Source organism: Variovorax sp. Soil_C_19, assembly GCF_057657255.1.
Genome location: NZ_JBDGIV010000001.1, coordinates 455,244 through 471,363 on the forward strand (window position 1 = coordinate 455,244; position 16,120 = coordinate 471,363).

Below are 16,120 nucleotides of genomic sequence, written 5' to 3' on the forward strand. Positions count from 1 at the left end.
GGCACCGGCAAGGTCAACGTGGGAGTGGGCGGCGGCTGACGAGCGCTGCCGAGGGGGTCAGCTGCCTCGGTCGGGCACCAGCCGCGACTGCTGTTCCTGCAGCGTCTAGCGGCCCGCCTGCGCGCCCTTCGGGTGCTGGTGCTCGGTGCCGGTGGGATCGGCGATCTGCACCGGCGTGCCCTTCAGCCAGCTGTCGGCGCCTTCGGCGATCGGGGGCGACGGAATGTCTTCGCGCTGCTTTCTCTTTTCCATCGAGTCGACACCGAAGCGCTTGTCGCGCTCGGCCACCATCGCGGGGTCGATCTGGCCGTCGGCGGTGAACCCCATCATGAGCTGCGGAATGCCGATCGGCAGCTCTTTCTGCAGGTCGGTGTGCCAAGTGTGGAAGGTCTTGCCGTAGGTGCCGACCAGCTTCTGCATCAGCGCGTGCTCGGCTGCCTGCGGAATGCCCGGCGCGATCAGCTGCCCCGACTTGACCTCGTGCACATGGCTGTGCCAGAGCGCTTTTTCCTGCGGGGGCAGCATCTGGAACAGGCGCTCGCTCACGATGTACTCGACGCCCATGATCTTTGCGGCTCGGGTGTTGCCGTCGTAGATCACGCACTGGATGAGCTCCTCGTTGAGCACGGCGCAGTAGTGGTGTGCCTCCATCTGGGCCTTCAGGTTGCCGCTGTAGAAGTGAAAGCCGTCGAGGTAGGCGTTGAGCGCTTCGATCGGCGGCTTGTCCTGCAGCGCCGCGGCGCCTTTCTCTAGCGCGGCGGTCTTCGCGCCCGTACCGGCACCGGGCGCTTCGACGTTGGATGCGGTGTTGCTGCCGCCGCAGCCCGCGAGCAGCGCGCCCGCGGCAAGGGTGATGGTGATGGCAAGGGCTGGGGTGGAAGGGCGCATGGCCGAGAACCTCGTGAAGCGGGTGGGCATGACCCGCGACCTTGCGCCGCGGGCATGTCGCATCGGCAAGCGGCCGTCGCGAGCGCCTGTAGGATCAGTGCGAATCCGGCATCGCGGACCGCAGGGTCGCGCGCCGGACTCCGCCAGGGGGGCAGAATCGGAACTGGAACGCCACACGCTGGCAGGCACGCAAGCGGCGGCTGCGCAACGACACCTTCATGCCAAAACCGCCCACGCCCCCGCCGTCTTCGTCCAACGAACCCGAACTCGTGCCGAGCACGCTGGACATGCCCGTGGTCGGCATCGGCGCCTCCGCGGGCGGGCTCGAGGCGCTGATCCGCTTCTTCGAAGGGATGCCGCCGGAGCCGGGCATGGCGTTCGCGGTGATCCTGCACCTGTCGCCCGAGCACCAGAGCAGTGCCCCGGAGATCCTGCAGCGCGCCACCGCGATGCCGGTCACGCAGGTCACGCAGGTGGTGCCCATCCGGGTCAACCACGTCTACGTGATCCCGCCGGGCGTCGAGCTGATGATGAACGACGGCCACCTGCAGCCCGTTCCCAGCGAGCGCATCAAGGGCCGGCACGTGGCGGTGGACGTGTTCTTCCGCACGATGGCCGAGGTGCACGACCGGCGCGCCGTCTGCGTCGTGATGTCGGGCACCGGCAGCGATGGGGCGGTCGGCCTCACGCACGTGAAGGAGAACGGCGGCCTCGCGATAGCGCAGTCGCCCGAGGATGCAGGACATGACGGCATGCCACGCGCGGCGATCGGTACCGGCATGGTCGACATCGTGCTGCCGGCCGCGCAGATGGGCCAGCGCCTCGTCGAGCACTGGCGCAATGCGAAGCAGATCCGGCTCCCCGGCGCGAATGAGCCCGCAGCGGCCGGCCAGGAGCCCGGCGGGCCGTCCGCGGCTGCACTGGCCGAAGAAGCGCTGCAGGAGATCATGGGGCTGCTGCGCACTTACACCCGGCACGACTTTCACCACTACAAGCGCGCCACGATGCTGCGCCGCATCGAGCGCCGGCTGCAGGTGAACCGCATTGCCGACCTGCCGGCCTACCGCGACTTCCTGAAGGCGCATCCCGAGGAAGCGGCCCCGCTGCTGCAGGACATGCTCATCAGCGTGACCAACTTCTTTCGCGACCCCGATGCCTTCGAGGCGCTGGCGCGCGAGGCGCTGCCCACGCTGATCGAGGGCCTGCAGCCGGGCGAGCAGGTGCGCGCGTGGGTGGCGGGCTGTGCGACCGGCGAGGAAGCCTATTCGCTGAGCATGCTGCTGCGCGAGGGGATCGACGCGCAGTCCAAGCCGCTCGACATCCAGATCTTCGCCACCGACATCGACGAACGCGCCATCGCCTCGGCGCGCAGGGGCCTCTATGCCCAGGGCATCGCGGAAGACCTCTCGCCTACGCGGCTGAGGCAGTACTTCGTGGCCGATCAGGACCAGTTCCGGGTGGCCACCGTGGTGCGCGAGCCGGTGCTGTTCGCGTTGCACAACCTGCTGCGCGATCCGCCGTTCTCGCGGCTCGACCTGATCTGCTGCCGCAACCTGCTGATCTATCTCGACCGCGCGGCGCAGGCCCATGTGCTCGAAATGTTCCGCATGGCGCTCAAGCCGGGCGGCTACCTGTTTCTCGGCACCTCGGAATCGATCGATGCGGTCGGGAGCATGTTCACGGCCGTCGACAAGAAGAACCGCATCTACCGCGCGAACCCGGGACCGGCGGCCGTGCGCCAGCTGCCGCTGATCAGCGATGCGCCAGCGCGGCCCGGCGGCGCCGGTGCGATCCAGACGTTGCGCGCGCGCAAGCACCCCGATCGGCCGACCTTCGCGGAGCTGCACCAGCGTGCGCTCGAGCAGTTTTCGCCGCCGAGCGTTCTCATCAATGGCGAGCACGAGGTGCTGCACCTGTCGAACGGTGTCGGCCGCTTTCTGGAGCGCGCCGGCGGCGAGCCGTCGAACAACCTGCTGAACAACGTGCGGCCCGACCTGCGGCTCGAGCTGCGCACCGCGCTCTTCAAGGCCGGGCAGACGGCCCGCAGCGTGGAGACCCGGCTGGTGCAGAAGCGCGAGGACGGACGCCAGGTGTTCCTCAACATCACGGTGCGCCCGCTGCAGCAGGACGACCAAGGCGCGCCGCAGCTCACGCTCGTGGTGTTCGACGAGGTCGAGGAAAGCATGCGCCCCGAAGGCGGCGAGCCCGCGCACGCGGCGCGCGAGCTGCTGATCGGGCAGATGGAGGACGAGGTGCGCCAGCTGAAGATGCACCTACAGGAGACCATCGAAAGCTCCGAAACCTCCAACGAGGAGCTCAAGGCGTCCAACGAGGAACTGCAGGCGATCAACGAGGAACTGCGCTCGGCCACCGAAGAGCTGGAGACCAGCAAGGAAGAGCTGCAGTCGATGAACGAGGAGCTCGTCACCGTCAACTACGAGCTCAAGATGAAGGTCGAGGAGCGCGGCCACATCAACGACGACCTGCAGAACCTGATCGCCTCGTCCGAGATCGCGACTGTGTTCGTGACCCGCGGCATGCACATCAAGCGCTACACGCCGCATGCGAGCAGCCTGTTCAACCTGATTCCCTCCGACATCGGGCGCTCGCTGTTCGACATCACGAGCCGGCTCGATTATCCCGAGCTGGCGAGCGACACCGCGTCGGCCTTCAAGGACCTGCGCACCACCGAGCGGCACGTCACGAGCGTGGACGGGCGGCACTTTCTGGCGCGCATCCTTCCGTACCGCACCGCCGAAGACAAGATCGAGGGCGCGATCCTCAATTTCTTCGACATCACCGACCTGCATGCCGCCGAGGAGCGGGTGCGCGCGGGCGAAGAGCGGCTGCGGCTGGTGGCGGCCACCACGCGCGACTTCGCGATCATCACCACCGACGAGAACGGCCTGATCACCACCTGGAACGCGGGCGCCCAGCGCATCTTCGGCTACGCGGAAGAAGAAATGCTGCGCCAGCCCCTGGCGACGATCTTCACCGCGGAAGACCGGGCGCGCGGCGTGCCCGAAGGCGAGATGCGTCGCGCGCTCGAACTCGGCCGCGCGGAAGACGAGCGCTGGCACCTGCGAAAGGACGGCAGCCGCTTCTTCTGCAGCGGCGTGACGACACCGCTCGAGCTGTCAACGGGGCGCGGCTTCGCCAAGATCGCGCGCGACATGACGGGCACCAAGCAGCACGAGCTCGCGCAGGAGCACCGCCTGCTGAAAGAGAAGAAGGCCAGCCTCAGCGCGCAGATGGCCAACGAGCTCAAGGACCGCTTCCTGGCCGTGATGTCGCACGAGCTCAAGCAGCCGCTGAACCTGATCCAGATGAGCGCCGAGCTGCTGGTGCACCTGCCCGCGACCGCCGCCGATCCGGCCGTGCAGCGCGTGGGCGACACGATCAAGCGCGCGGTGGCGAGCCAGACGCGCATCATCAACGACCTGCTCGATCTGTCGCGCATCCGCACCGGCAAGCTGCGGCTCAACCGCGTGGCGGTGAACCTCGGCGAGCTGGTGCAGGCCGCCGCGCAGGCGGCGCTGAGCAGTGCGGGCGGCAAGCAGATCGTGCTGCAGGTCGACTGCGAGGAAGGCGTGGTCTGCGACGGCGACCGCGTGCGCATCGAGCAGATCGCCTGGAACCTGCTGAGCAACGCGGTCAAGTTCACGCCCAAGGGCGGACGCATCTCGGCGCGCGTGTCGGCCGACGACGGCTACGGCCGGCTGACGGTGAGCGACACCGGCTGCGGCATCGCGGCCGAATTCTTGCCGCATGTGTTCGGCATGTTCAACCAGGCCGACAGCGACACCGCGCCGTCGAACGGCGGGCTGGGCATCGGCCTCGCGCTGGTGCAGGAGCTCGCGCGCGCGCATGGCGGCCGCGTCGAGGTGACCTCGCCGGGCGTGGGGCAGGGCGCCGAGTTCAGCGTGTGGCTGCCGCGCATGGGTGTGTCGATCCCGGCGCCGGCGGAGGCGCCCGCGGCCGAAGTCGACCTGCACGGCTGGCGCGTGCTGGCGGTGGACGACTATGCCGACGCCCTGGCGCCGTTCGCCGAGGTGCTGCGGCTCGAGGGCGCGATCGTCGACGTGGCGCAGAGCGCGAAGCGGGGCCTCGAGTTGCTCGAGGCGAACACCTATGACCTGCTGGTGTCCGATCTCGGCATGCCCGAGATGGACGGCTACCAGTTCATCGCCGAAGTGCGCCGCAGGCCCGCCACGAGCGATTTGCGCGCCATCGCGATGAGCGGCTTCGGCCGCCGCTCCGATGCGCGCCGCGCGCTCGAAGCCGGCTTCAGCGCGCACCTGCCCAAGCCGGCGTCGATCGAAGAGCTCAAGGCGGCGATAGGGAAGATCTGACGACGAAGCCGCTGGCCGGCGCGAGCCATTCGGCCTCGGCCGCCGCAGCGGCCATCGAGCTGCCCGTGAACAGCACGCGCTCCTCGGCGAGCAAGAACTGCAGCGCGGTGCTGCTGCCTTCCGGCGCGGCCTGCATCACCTGCAGCGTGGTGCCGCCCCCGAGGGACAGGCGCTCACCGGGCGCGGGGCAGTGCACCGATGCGTCAGGCCACGAGGAGGCAAGCTGCGCGAGTGCGGCTTCCGACGCCGGCGTGCGCGCCGCGGTCGACAGCAGCCAACCCACGGGCCCGGGTGCCACGGCGGCCGTGGCGCCCGGCATCGGGTCGATCAACGCGAACGGGCCTTCCGCTGCGCCGACGAAATAGCTGTGCGGTCCCGCATCGCCGCCATCGCCCGCCACGCGGCGGATCCGTGCCGTGAGCTGCGTCAGGTCGCCGGGCGAGAGCGCATAGCGCCCGGGGCCGCCGCGGCCCGAGCCATCAGGGTCGACGAGGCCGATCTCCGCGTAGGCGGCTTCGTCGATGTTCACCGCGCGGCGTCCGGCGGGGCCGTCGGCCAGGCGCGGCATGTTGAGCGGCAGGCGCGCCAGGCCGCGCGCATGCGTCATGCATTCCGCGGCGCTTGCAAAACCCGCGAGCGCTTCGAGCGTGCGCCGCGTCACGTTCATGAGCTTGAGCCCGCGGCGCGCGTCCACCGCCTCCGCGGGCCGCAGCCACATGTGCGCGACGGTCTCGCGGCCATCGGGAATCACGCTCTGGCCGGCCGGCATCTGGGCGATGAAGAAGCGCGTGTCGAAGCGGCGCGGCATGCCGGGCGGCGTGAGCCAATGGCTGAAGTAGGCGAGCCGGTCGATCGCGAGCCGCCAGCCGTGGGCGTCGCACATCGCGAGCAGCGCATCGGTGCCTTGCTCGGCGGCATGGCGCATCGCCTCGAGCCGGCCGGGCGCGAACCCGTCGAGCTCGACCACCCGGTCTTCGGCGTCGCAGGCGAACAGCACGCCCGCTTCCTCGAAGCACTCGCGCACCGCGGCGGCGTAGTAGTCGAGGCCGCCCTCGGCCACGCCGAGGCGCGCGCTCGCGCCGCGGTCATCGAGGCCCTGGCACATCAGGTGCAGGCGGCGGTCGTGGGCATCGAGCACGCCGCCTGGGAACACGCTGGCGCCGCTGTTCTGGTCGTCGGCTTTTTCGGCGCGGCGCAGCAGCAGCACTTCCATGCCGGCCGGGCCGTCGCGCAGGAGGATCAGGGTGGCGGCATGGCGGATCGGGCGCGCGGGGATCGCCGGGACCACCGGGACTACCGGGACTACCGGGGAAGAGGAATTCATGGGCGCCGATTGTCGGGCCATCGCGGCTCGGGCGCTTGGCGGCTCAGTCCTTGGGTGTCAGCGGCCCTGCAGCGCCGCCGGCCGGCGAGTTGGCGGATCGCGAACTCGCGCTGCATGCCTGTTCTCCGACACCGGGCGCGCAGCTTTGGCGCCATGATCCACCCGTGAAGATCGCGACCTTCAATGTCAACGGCGTCAACGGGCGGCTCCCGCGCCTGCTGGAGTGGCTGGCCGAATCCCGCCCCGACGTGGCCTGCCTGCAGGAACTCAAGTCGCCGGATGCGAACTTTCCCGCCGCGGCGATCCGTGAGGCCGGCTACGGCGTGGTGTTCCACGGCCAGCGCTCATGGAACGGCGTGGCCATCCTGGCGCGCGGGCGCGAACCCATCGAGACGGGTCGCGGCCTCGAAGGCAACACCCAAGACGACCAGAGCCGCTACCTCGAAGCGGTGGTCGGCGGGGTGGTGGTCGGTTGCCTGTACCTGCCCAACGGCAATCCGCAGCCCGGCCCCAAGTTCGACTACAAGCTCGAATGGTTCGAGCGGCTCCAGGCCCATGCACGCCGTCTCTTCGATTGCGGTCTGCCGGTGGTGCTGGCCGGCGACTTCAACGTGGTGCCCACCGACGCCGACATCTACAACCCGGCCTCGTGGCGCAACGACGCGCTGCTGCAGCCCGAGAGCCGCGCCGCGTTCGAACGCCTGCTCGCGCAGGGCTGGACCGATGCGATCCGCGCCCGCCACCCCACCGAGGCGATCTACACCTATTGGGACTACTGGCGCAACCGCTGGCCGCGCAATGCGGGCCTGCGCATCGACCACTTGCTGCTGAATGCGGAGCTGGCGCCCTTTCTCGTCGACGCGAACGTGGATCGCGAGGTGCGCGGGCGCCCGGGCGCGAGCGACCATGCGCCAGCCTGGGTCGAGCTCGATCTGCCGCGATAGCCGAGAGGGAGCGGCGTTTGCGCTCTATCGGTATTGCGCCGCGGTGATGAACTGGCCGAACGATTCGCACCAGACGATGACCGTGTCGTAGGCCGCCGGATCGGCTGATTCGGGCATCGGCACAATGAAGTTTTCGAAGGTCTTCACGTCGCCGATGCGCAGCATCTTCGACTTCAGCCGCAGGAAGTCGGCCTCGGTCTGGACGAACGCCGGCGCGAGGTAGAGCTTGTAGTCCGGCCCGGGTGCCACCTTGCCTTGCAGCGACACGGCGCTGCGGCTCACGGTGACCGTGCCTTCACCCCAGTGCAAGGCATCGCTGTCGGTCAGGTCGCGCTTGAATTGGCCGGTGAACTGCGCCTGGGCGGCCAGCGCGGAAACCTCGGCCGACGTGGGTGCGGGCGGCGCCGTCAGGATGGGCAAGGCATAGATGCCTGCGCCAAAGCCCAGGCCCGCCACGATCCCGTGCGAAGCGACGAGGAGAAGGATCTTCTTCATGCCTGTCCGCCTACAGGGTGCCGGAGCGACCCACCAGCACCGGTTCGGAGCGATAGCGCCCGGGGAACACGCGTTGCAGGTTGTCCACCTTGGGCAGGTCGTTGATCACGATGTAGGGCTGCCGCGGGTTGCGGGTCATGTAGTCCTGGTGATACGCCTCCGCGGGGTAGAAGGCCTTTGCCGGCTCGATGGTGGTGGCGATCGGCTTGCCGAACACCTTCGCGTTGTCCAGCTGTGCAATGTAGGTCTTGGCCACCCGGGCCTGTTCGGCGTTCGCGGGGAAGATCGCCGAGCGGTATTGCGTGCCCCGGTCGGGACCCTGGCGGTTCAGCTCGGTGGGGTCGTGCGCCACCGAAAAGTAGATCTGCAGCAGTTGTCCGTAGCTGATCTGGCGCGGATCGTAGGTGATGCGAACCGACTCTGCATGGCCGGTCCGTCCCGAGCCGATCGCGCTGTAGCTGGCAGCGGCGGCATCGCCGCCGGCATAGCCGGACACGGCGCTCCTCACGCCCTTCACGTGCTGGAAGACGCCCTGCACGCCCCAGAAGCAACCGCCTGCGAACACGGCCGTTTCCGAGTCCGCACCCGGGGCCGCGGCAAGATCCTCCGCCGGTGCCGGAATGGCGACGGCCGCCTCCGCCATCGCGGAGGGCTTGGCTTGCCCCACGGCGGCGCCGGCGAAAAGGGCCATGCCGGTGCCGGCGACGATGCCGGCGGCCAACAGGGTGGCGGTGAGCTTGTTCATGTCAGGGTCCTCTCATGGGTCTGATTTCAGACAACACGAGTTCGAGTGAACGCGGTCGTGCGTTACACCTGGGTGGCCTCCGTCGTGAAATTTTCGGCGGCCGGCACGCCGGATCGATGGCTGAAGCGCGCTACACGTTGCTGGTCGCGCGCACTTCCTCGATGGTGGTCTGCCCCGAAAGCACCTTGTCGATGCCGTCCTGGCGCAGCGTGCGCATGCCTTCGCGGAGCGCGGCCGCCTGCAGTTCCTCAGCGCGGGCGCCGCTCTGCACCATGCGGCGCAGTGTCCGGGAGATGACCATCAGCTCGTGGATGCCGACGCGGCCCTTGAAGCCGGTGTTGTCGCAGCGCGGGCAGCCCTTGCTCGAATAGCGCTGGAGCTGGCCGTCACGCGCGTGGCGGCCGAGCCAGCCGCTGCGCACCGCCTCGCGCTCGGCCGGCGTGTCGTGGTCGCTGCCGAACGCGTGCATGTAGTCGGCGAGCAGTTCGTCGACTTCCTCGGGGCTGAGCGGCCGGCTCTGCAGGCAGTGGGTGCAGAGCCGCCGCACCAGCCGCTGCGCCAGCACGGCGAGCAGCGAGTCGGCGAAGTTGAACGGGTCCATGCCCATGTCCAGCAGCCGCGTCACGGTTTCGGGGGCGCTGTTGGTGTGCAGCGTCGACAGCACGAGGTGCCCGGTCAGCGAGGCCTCGATCGCGGTCTTGGCGGTTTCCTCGTCGCGGATCTCGCCGACCATGATCACGTCGGGATCGGCGCGCACGAAGGCGCGCAGCGCCTTGGCGAAGGTCCAGTCGATGCGCGGGTTGACCTGCACCTGGCGCAGGCCCGGCTGCGTGATCTCGATCGGGTCTTCGGCGGTCCAGATCTTGCGCTCGGGCGTGTTGATGTGCATGAGCGCCGAATGCAGCGTGGTGGTCTTGCCCGAGCCCGTGGGGCCCACGCACAGCACCATGCCGTAAGGCCGCTCGACCGCCTTCGTCAGCTCGGCGAGATTGCGCGGCGAGAGGCCGAGCTGGTCGAGCGGGATCGGCGTTGCCGACGCCAGGATCCGCATCACCACGTCCTCCAGGCCGTTGCTGGTGGGAATGGTGGCCACGCGCAGCTCGATGCGGTGCTGCGGCGAATAGCGCGAGAAGTTGATCTTGCCGTCCTGGGGCTTGCGCTTCTCGCTGATGTCGAGGTCGCACATGATCTTCACGCGCGCGACCACCGCGCTGCGGTAGCTCGCGGGCAGCTCGAGGTGCGTGCGCAGGCGGCCGTCGCGGCGAAAGCGGATGCGCGTCTTTTCCTTGCCGGGATAGCTCTCGATGTGGATGTCGGACACGCCTTCGCGGTGCGCGTCGATGATCATGCTGTTGATCATGCGCACCAGCGAGTTGTCCGACTGCTCGACGACGTCCTCGTCGGCGCTCGGCGCGGAGGGGCGTTCCTTCTCGAGTGTGACCAGCAGTTCACTGGTGCCGACGCCCAGGTCGAACTCCAGCGGCCGCGAGGGGTCGGCCGGCATATCCGGCTGGTGCGCGAGCGTGGGATCGAGGATCTCCGAGCCCACCTTCGAATAGGCCTTGAAGAGCAGCGGGTCGAGCGCCAGGCACTGGCCGACGACCGGGATCACCTTCATCTGCGAGATGAACTCCACCTCGTCGATCGCCGCATGGCGGCCCGCGGGATCGTCGAGCGCCAGCACGAGCCGGCCCTGGTGGACCATCAGCGGCATGACCTGCAGGCGCCGGGCGACCGCGAGGCCGACGCTGCGCAATGCCTCCACCTCGGCCGGGAACACATGCAGGTTCACGAGCGGATAGCCCATCTTGCGCACCAGCGCGGTCTGCAACTGGTCGCGCGTGACGAGCCCCATGCGGACCAGCGTTTCGCCGAGCGGCACGCTGCGGTCGAGCTGCTGCTGTTCGAGGCCGGCGCGCAGCTGCGCCTCGGTGACGGCGCCGCTCGCGATCAGCGCCTGGCCGATGCGCAGGATGGGCATGCGGCTCTGGGCTTCGAGGGCCTGCAGCAACTGCTCCGGCGTGACGACTTCGTGGGGGGACATGGATGGGTTCTCCTGTGTGAGGCGATTCTGGGGGCGGCGGCGTGGCTTGTCAGCCGGAGCAGGCCGCTCCCACGCAGGTCGCGACAAAGCGCGGGTACGAAAGTTCGCAATCAGCCATCGGAGAAGCCGAAGGTGTTGCGCCCCGCCGACTTGGCGCGGTACAGCGCCGCGTCGGCGCGGGCCAGCAGGTCCGTTGGCTCGACGGGCGCGTCGGTGGCGCGGTGGAAGGCCACGCCGATGCTGGTGGTGACCTGGAGGCTGCGGCCGTCGAGTTCGAACGGTGCGCTGCCGACCTGATGGACGATCTTGCGCGCGGTGGCCACCGCGTCTTCGCGCATGTGCAGGTTCTCGAGTACCACCACGAACTCGTCGCCGGCCAGGCGGGCGACGGTGTCGGTGCTGCGCACGCTGCCCTTCAGGCGCTTCGCGTACTCGACCAGCACGCCGTCGCCGGTGGCATGGCCGAGCGTGTCGTTGATGCGCTTGAAGTGGTCGATGTCGAGGAACATCACGGCCAACGCCTGGCCCGTGCGCTGCGCCCGCGCGACCGCGCCCGGGAGGAATTCGTTGAAGGCAAGGCGGTTCGCGAGCCCGGTGAGGGTGTCGGCGCGCGCCAGTTCGGTGAGCTTGCGTTCCACGTCCTTCAGCGCGCTGATGTCCAGGCTCAGCGAGAAGATGCCGCGCACGCTGCCGTCGGGCGCGACGTCGGGCACGTAGCTGACGCGGGTCAGCCGGTCGGAGGCCGCGGTGCGGGTGTGGGCCTCGAATTCCAGGCGCTCGCCGGCCAGCGCGCGCGCGATCATGGCCTTGCGCGACAGGTAGAGATCGGGCCCGGCCACGTCGCGCACATGGTTGCCCAGGATGGCCGATGGCTCCACGCCGAGCCAGTCGCGGTAGGTGGCGTTGGCGAAGGTGATCTTCTCGTCGCGGTCGATGTAGGTGATGAGCGCGGGCAGGTTGTCGGTGATGGTGCGCAGCCGCCGTTCGCTCTCGGCCTGGCGCAGCTCGGCGCGCTTGAGCGCCGTGATGTTGAAGGTCATGAGGTAGAAGCCCGTCACCGCGGCTTCGTGGTTCCTGTCGGGAATCAGGTTGACCTGGAAGTAGCCGGTCTTGCCGTGCAGCGGTGCGCGCACCGGAAAACGCACCGCCTTGCCTTCGCGCACCATCGGCAGGTAGGGCTGCAGCTGCCTGTAGACCGCGTGGCCCACCGCCGAGCGCAGCGTCACGCCGTCGAGCGGGCCGTTGCCCAGGCCCGCCATCTGCCGTGCGCGCACGTTGCCGAACAGGCAGTTCTCGTCGTTGTCGAAGTAGCCGACGAGGGCGGGGATGTTGTCCGTCACGTCGCGCAGGCGCTTCTGCTGCTCGGTCAGGGCACGGCGGATGTTCACCTCGTCGGTGATGTCGAAGGTCATCGAGAACACGCCCTGGACCACGCCGTTCGCATCGCTGTCGGGGATGTAGTGGGCCTTGAAGGTGCGGTCGCCCACCCCCAGCCTCGGGTCGCCGTTCTTCTCGAGCACGACCGCGTGGCCGGCCAGCGCGCGGGCATAGGCGGGCGCCACGCTGGCGTACTCATCGGGGCCGCGCATCTCGGGCATCGAGCGGCCGAGCATCTCCTTGCCGCCGTAGAGCATGCGGACCTGCGCGTTCACGAAGGTGTAGTGCAGCGACGCATCGACGCGGGAGACCAGCGCGGGAATGTTGTCGGCGATGGTCCGCACCTGCGCCTCGCTGTGCGCGAGGTTGAACTCGATCTGCTTGCGCTCGGTGACGTCGGAGGTCATGGCGTAGTAGCCGCGCACGCGGCCCGCCTTGTCGCGGTCGGGAATGAGCTCGGTCTGGAAGTGGCGCTCCCGTTCGCCGCGGCTCTCGATGCGCACGGCCTGGCCGGCCAGCACGCGCCGGACCGCAGCGTCGAGCGCCTCGTCCTCGGCGATGGCACTCAGCCCGCGCACGGGCTCGCCGACCAGCTGTACCGCATTGCGCCCGAGCTTCCGGCTGAGCGCCTCGTTGACGAAGGTGTAGCGGCCCTCGGCGTCGACGTGCGCAATCATCGCGGGCAGGTTGTCGGTGATGTCGCGCAGGAACTTCTCGCTCGCGCGGCGCTGCAGCATCAGCGTGTCGAAGGTGCGCCGGAGGTCGCCGATCTCGTCGCGCGCATAGTCCGGCAGCACGACGATCTCGGTCGCGAGGTTCTCCGCGTCGAGCATGTGGCGATGCAGGTGCCTGAGCGGATCGAGTTGGCGGTGCACCACCGCCAGCGCGAGAGCCCCCGCCATCACCGCGAGCAGCACCGCGCCGATCCAGGCTGTGCGCTCGATCGATTCGAAATGTGCGAACGCCTCCGAGGTCGGGTACATCGCGCCGATCACCCAGTCGGTCTGCGGAATGCGCTTGAAGGCATACATGCCATGCACCCCGGCATGATTGAAGCCTTCGGCGATGCCTTCGAACTGTTTGGCCGGGAGGTCGATCTCTGGCGGGGCGGTGCCCGTCGGGTCGGCCGGCCGGGCGATGAGATCGGTGCGGGGATGATCGATGACGACCCCGTCGGTGGTCGTGATGAACAGGTAGCCAGTGTCGCCGAACCGGGTCCCGGCCATCTCGCCGAGGATGTTGCGGCCGCCGAGGTCGATGGCAGCCGAGATCACGAAGCGCAACGCCCCCGCTTCGTCGAACACCGGCTGGGTGAGGGCGACCTGTGCCAGGCCGGTCAGGCGGTTGAAGTAGGGCTCGGAAACCACGCCAGCCTTGGCCTGCAGGGTCCGGCGGAAGTAGGGCCGGTCGAGGATGTTGACCGCCCCCTCGGGCCGTGCCCCGTTCAGGTTGGCGACCAGGTCGCCCTCGGCCGTGAACATCGCGACGTTGCTGAAGGCCCGGCGCAGGGGCGCATGCCGCTCCAGGTACGGCTGCAGCAGGGCCGGATCTTCGAATCCGGCTGCCTCCACGCCCACGGCGAAGGTCTGCAGCAGGGTCCGCCAGCCCACGAACTTCTGGTCGACGGTGTCCGCAATCGCCGACAGCCGCGCCTGCTCCTCGCTCTCGATCGACGCCTTCACGCTGGTGCGCACCAGCTGCAGCGCCACCGTCGCGATCGCGATCGTCGCCAGCAGGACCACCAGGGCGGCCCCCAGGCTCAGGCGCGTGTTCAAACTGAAGCGGATGTTTCTTAGACCGGGTGAGTTCATGGGCGACCGACATGCATCGCGTGATCCGCGCCGCGCACGTAGTGTGTCAGAAGGAGATTTTCAAATGTTTCTGGCAATCCCCCATATACACGTCTACTAACAAGTCGGATTCACTTTTGGTGCGTCGGGCAGGCTGGCGCCGCATCGCCCAGGAGCGGATCGACCGCGCGCGTGCGGTCGATGTGCAGCAGCGCATCGAACTGCACTGGAAGCCGCGCGAAGAAATAGTGGCTCTGCCGTTCGGTCTCGGGGCGGTAGATGACGCCGATCGCGCGCTCGAGCCGCGGTTCGCGCAACGCGAAGAAGTGGCTTCCCTCGCCGCGCAGCGGGAGCATGAAGCGCGCGAGGCCGGTCTCGTGCATCAGGCCCTCGTAGCTGTCGGGCCGCGAGGGAACGACCGGCTTGCGCTCGGCCGGCGCGCCCCAGTCGGAAGCGGCCATCACCGTGCCGGTGTGGGTGGTGAAGCCCACGAGCACCGCGTCGCGGCCCTGGCGTTCGCGCACCAGCTGGCCCACTTTGAGCTCGCCGCGCTGCTCGCCCATCTCGGTGGCGCGCGCGTCGCCGAGGTGCGAGTTGTGGGCCCACACGACGATCTTCGGCCGCTCGGGGCCGCGCCAGAGGTGGCGTTCGATCTCGCCGAGGGTCTCGACCATGTGCCGGTCGCGCAGGTTCCACGAGGACACGTCGCTCTGGTACATGGAGCGGTAGTAGGCCTCGGCGTTCTTGACGAGGCGCGCGTTCTGCTCGGCGTTGAATGGGTCTTCCTCGCCAGCCGGATCGCCGCCGCGCCAGGCCTCGGCGGCGGCGCTGCGCAGCCGGACCAGCATCTCGACCACTTCCTTCTGGCACGACGGCGTGTTGCCGAGCCCGGCCATCAGGCCGTAGGCCTGGCCGCCGTCGCCCACGCGGTCGAAACAGCCATAGCGTTCGCGCGCCAGCTGCGCGGCTTCGGGATCGGTGCGGTCGAAGTAGTCGAGCACCGCCTCGATGGAGCCGTGCAGGCTGTAGAGGTCGAGGCCGTAGAAGCCGGTCTTGCCCTGCGGTGGCCCGGCCTCGTTGAAGGCGCGCTGCCATTCGACGAAGCGCGCCACGTCCTGGTTGCGCCACATCCAGGTAGGAAAGCGCGTGAAGCCTGCGAGGGCCTCGTGCGCCGTTGCGTCGCCGCCGAAACCGCGCACGTAGCGGTTCACGCGCCAGGCGTCGGGCCAGTCGCCCTCGACCGCCACGGCGCTGAACCCATTCTCGGTAAACAGGCGCCGGGTGATGGCCGCACGCTCGGCATAGAACTCGTGCGTGCCGTGGGAAGCTTCGCCGAGCAGTACGTAGTGCGCATCGCCGATCAGTTCGAGCAGGGCATCGTGGTCGTGCGCCGAGCCGTCCATGGGGTGCGCGACGGCGCGCAGTGCATCGGTGTCCTTCCGCATCTTCGACGGGTCCATGGATGACGGTCCTCCGTTCGCCAGTGTTTCAGGCCGACAGCGCGCCGTGGTGACGGTTCGCCGCGTCATCGAGCAGCGCGCAGACCTCCTCGTCGCTGGTCTGCGAAAAGTCGATGTACCAGCGCCCGACGCCGAGGAAGGATTCCGGCACTTCAGCACAGACGATCTCGTCGGCCTCGCTGCGCAGCAGTTCGCAGGCCTCTGCCGACGCCACCGGCACGGCCACCACGGTGCGTGCAGGCTGCTGCCGGCGCACCGCGCGCACGGCGGCGCGCATGGTCGATCCGGTGGCCAGGCCGTCGTCGACCAGGATCACGGTGCGCCCGTGCAACGCCAGCGGCGGACGGTCGCGGCGGTAGGTGCGTTCGCGCCGCGCCAGTTCACGCTGTTCGCGGGCTACGACGTCTTCGATGTCGCTACGGGTGAGGCCGAGTTCGTGCACGACCCGCGCGTCGAGCAGCTGTTCGCCGCCGCTGGCGATGGCGCCCATGGCGTATTCCTCGTTCCAGGGAATGCCGAGCTTGCGCACCACGAGCACATCGAGCGGGGCGTCGAGCGCCCGGGCCACTTCATAGGCCACGGGTGTGCCGCCGCGTGGCAGGGCCAGCACGACCACACCGGACTGCCCGGCGTGGCCGCCCAGCTTTTGCGCCAGCGTGCGGCCGGCGTCCCTGCGGTCACGAAAGTGTTCGAAGGCCATG

10 protein-coding genes are annotated in these 16,120 nt (G+C 69.0%); 2 read left to right on the forward strand and 8 right to left on the reverse strand.

Annotated elements, in window-relative coordinates:
• Window positions 1-105: 105 nt before the first annotated feature.
• Complete coding sequence (locus AC3A6R_RS02230; protein WP_487858683.1) at window positions 106-888, reverse strand: OBAP family protein; 783 nt, start codon at window positions 886-888, stop codon at window positions 106-108.
• A 218-nt stretch (window positions 889-1,106) separates the two neighbouring features.
• On the opposite strand from AC3A6R_RS02230, the gene AC3A6R_RS02235 reads away from it, so the two are divergent.
• A complete protein-coding gene (locus AC3A6R_RS02235; RefSeq protein ID WP_487863654.1) occupies window positions 1,107-5,240 on the forward strand; it encodes a CheR family methyltransferase in 4,134 nt (1,377 codons plus the stop codon).
• Here AC3A6R_RS02235 and AC3A6R_RS02240 read toward each other — a convergent pair.
• Window positions 5,215-6,564 (reverse strand): NUDIX hydrolase, encoded by a 1,350-nt coding sequence (locus AC3A6R_RS02240; protein ID WP_487863655.1) that lies wholly within the window; start codon window positions 6,562-6,564, stop codon window positions 5,215-5,217. The genes AC3A6R_RS02235 and AC3A6R_RS02240 overlap by 26 nt on opposite strands.
• A gap of 164 nt (window positions 6,565-6,728) precedes the next feature.
• On the opposite strand from AC3A6R_RS02240, the gene AC3A6R_RS02245 reads away from it, so the two are divergent.
• Window positions 6,729-7,508, forward strand: a complete 780-nt coding sequence (locus AC3A6R_RS02245; RefSeq protein WP_487863656.1) for an exodeoxyribonuclease III — start codon at window positions 6,729-6,731, stop codon at window positions 7,506-7,508.
• A gap of 24 nt (window positions 7,509-7,532) precedes the next feature.
• Here AC3A6R_RS02245 and AC3A6R_RS02250 read toward each other — a convergent pair whose 3' ends face one another.
• From AC3A6R_RS02250 to AC3A6R_RS02275, 6 genes are all read right to left on the reverse strand, one after another.
• Entirely contained in the window at window positions 7,533-8,003 is a 471-nt protein-coding gene (locus AC3A6R_RS02250) for a DM13 domain-containing protein (RefSeq protein WP_487863657.1), read from the reverse strand.
• Window positions 8,004-8,013: 10 nt separating this feature from the next.
• Window positions 8,014-8,748: a peptide-methionine (S)-S-oxide reductase MsrA gene (msrA, locus tag AC3A6R_RS02255; RefSeq protein ID WP_487863658.1), complete on the reverse strand. Its 735-nt coding sequence runs from the start codon at window positions 8,746-8,748 to the stop codon at window positions 8,014-8,016.
• 130 nt (window positions 8,749-8,878) lie between these two features.
• Window positions 8,879-10,792, reverse strand: a complete 1,914-nt coding sequence (locus AC3A6R_RS02260; protein ID WP_487858689.1) for a GspE/PulE family protein — start codon at window positions 10,790-10,792, stop codon at window positions 8,879-8,881.
• Window positions 10,793-10,902: 110 nt separating this feature from the next.
• Window positions 10,903-13,944: a sensor domain-containing diguanylate cyclase gene (locus AC3A6R_RS02265; protein ID WP_487863659.1), complete on the reverse strand. Its 3,042-nt coding sequence runs from the start codon at window positions 13,942-13,944 to the stop codon at window positions 10,903-10,905.
• Between the two features lie 146 nt (window positions 13,945-14,090).
• Window positions 14,091-15,419 carry an erythromycin esterase family protein gene (locus tag AC3A6R_RS02270; protein ID WP_487863660.1) on the reverse strand — a complete coding sequence of 443 codons (1,329 nt, stop codon included), beginning with the start codon at window positions 15,417-15,419 and terminating at the stop codon, window positions 14,091-14,093.
• A 28-nt stretch (window positions 15,420-15,447) separates the two neighbouring features.
• Window positions 15,448-16,119: a phosphoribosyltransferase gene (locus AC3A6R_RS02275; RefSeq protein WP_487858692.1), complete on the reverse strand. Its 672-nt coding sequence runs from the start codon at window positions 16,117-16,119 to the stop codon at window positions 15,448-15,450.
• Window position 16,120 lies beyond the last annotated feature (1 nt).

Excerpts from the sequence above, each read along its gene's own strand:
- AC3A6R_RS02230 (WP_487858683.1), bottom strand. The coding sequence starts at position 888 with ATGCGCCCTTCCACCCCAGCCCTTGCCATCACCATCACCCTTGCCGCG.
- AC3A6R_RS02235 (WP_487863654.1), top strand. The coding sequence starts at position 1,107 with ATGCCAAAACCGCCCACGCCCCCGCCGTCTTCGTCCAACGAACCCGAA.
- AC3A6R_RS02240 (WP_487863655.1), bottom strand. The coding sequence starts at position 6,564 with ATGAATTCCTCTTCCCCGGTAGTCCCGGTAGTCCCGGTGGTCCCGGCG.
- AC3A6R_RS02250 (WP_487863657.1), bottom strand. The coding sequence starts at position 8,003 with ATGAAGAAGATCCTTCTCCTCGTCGCTTCGCACGGGATCGTGGCGGGC.
- msrA (WP_487863658.1), bottom strand. The coding sequence starts at position 8,748 with ATGAACAAGCTCACCGCCACCCTGTTGGCCGCCGGCATCGTCGCCGGC.
- AC3A6R_RS02260 (WP_487858689.1), bottom strand. The coding sequence starts at position 10,792 with ATGTCCCCCCACGAAGTCGTCACGCCGGAGCAGTTGCTGCAGGCCCTC.
- AC3A6R_RS02270 (WP_487863660.1), bottom strand. The coding sequence starts at position 15,419 with ATGGACCCGTCGAAGATGCGGAAGGACACCGATGCACTGCGCGCCGTC.
- AC3A6R_RS02275 (WP_487858692.1), bottom strand. The coding sequence starts at position 16,119 with ATGGCCTTCGAACACTTTCGTGACCGCAGGGACGCCGGCCGCACGCTG.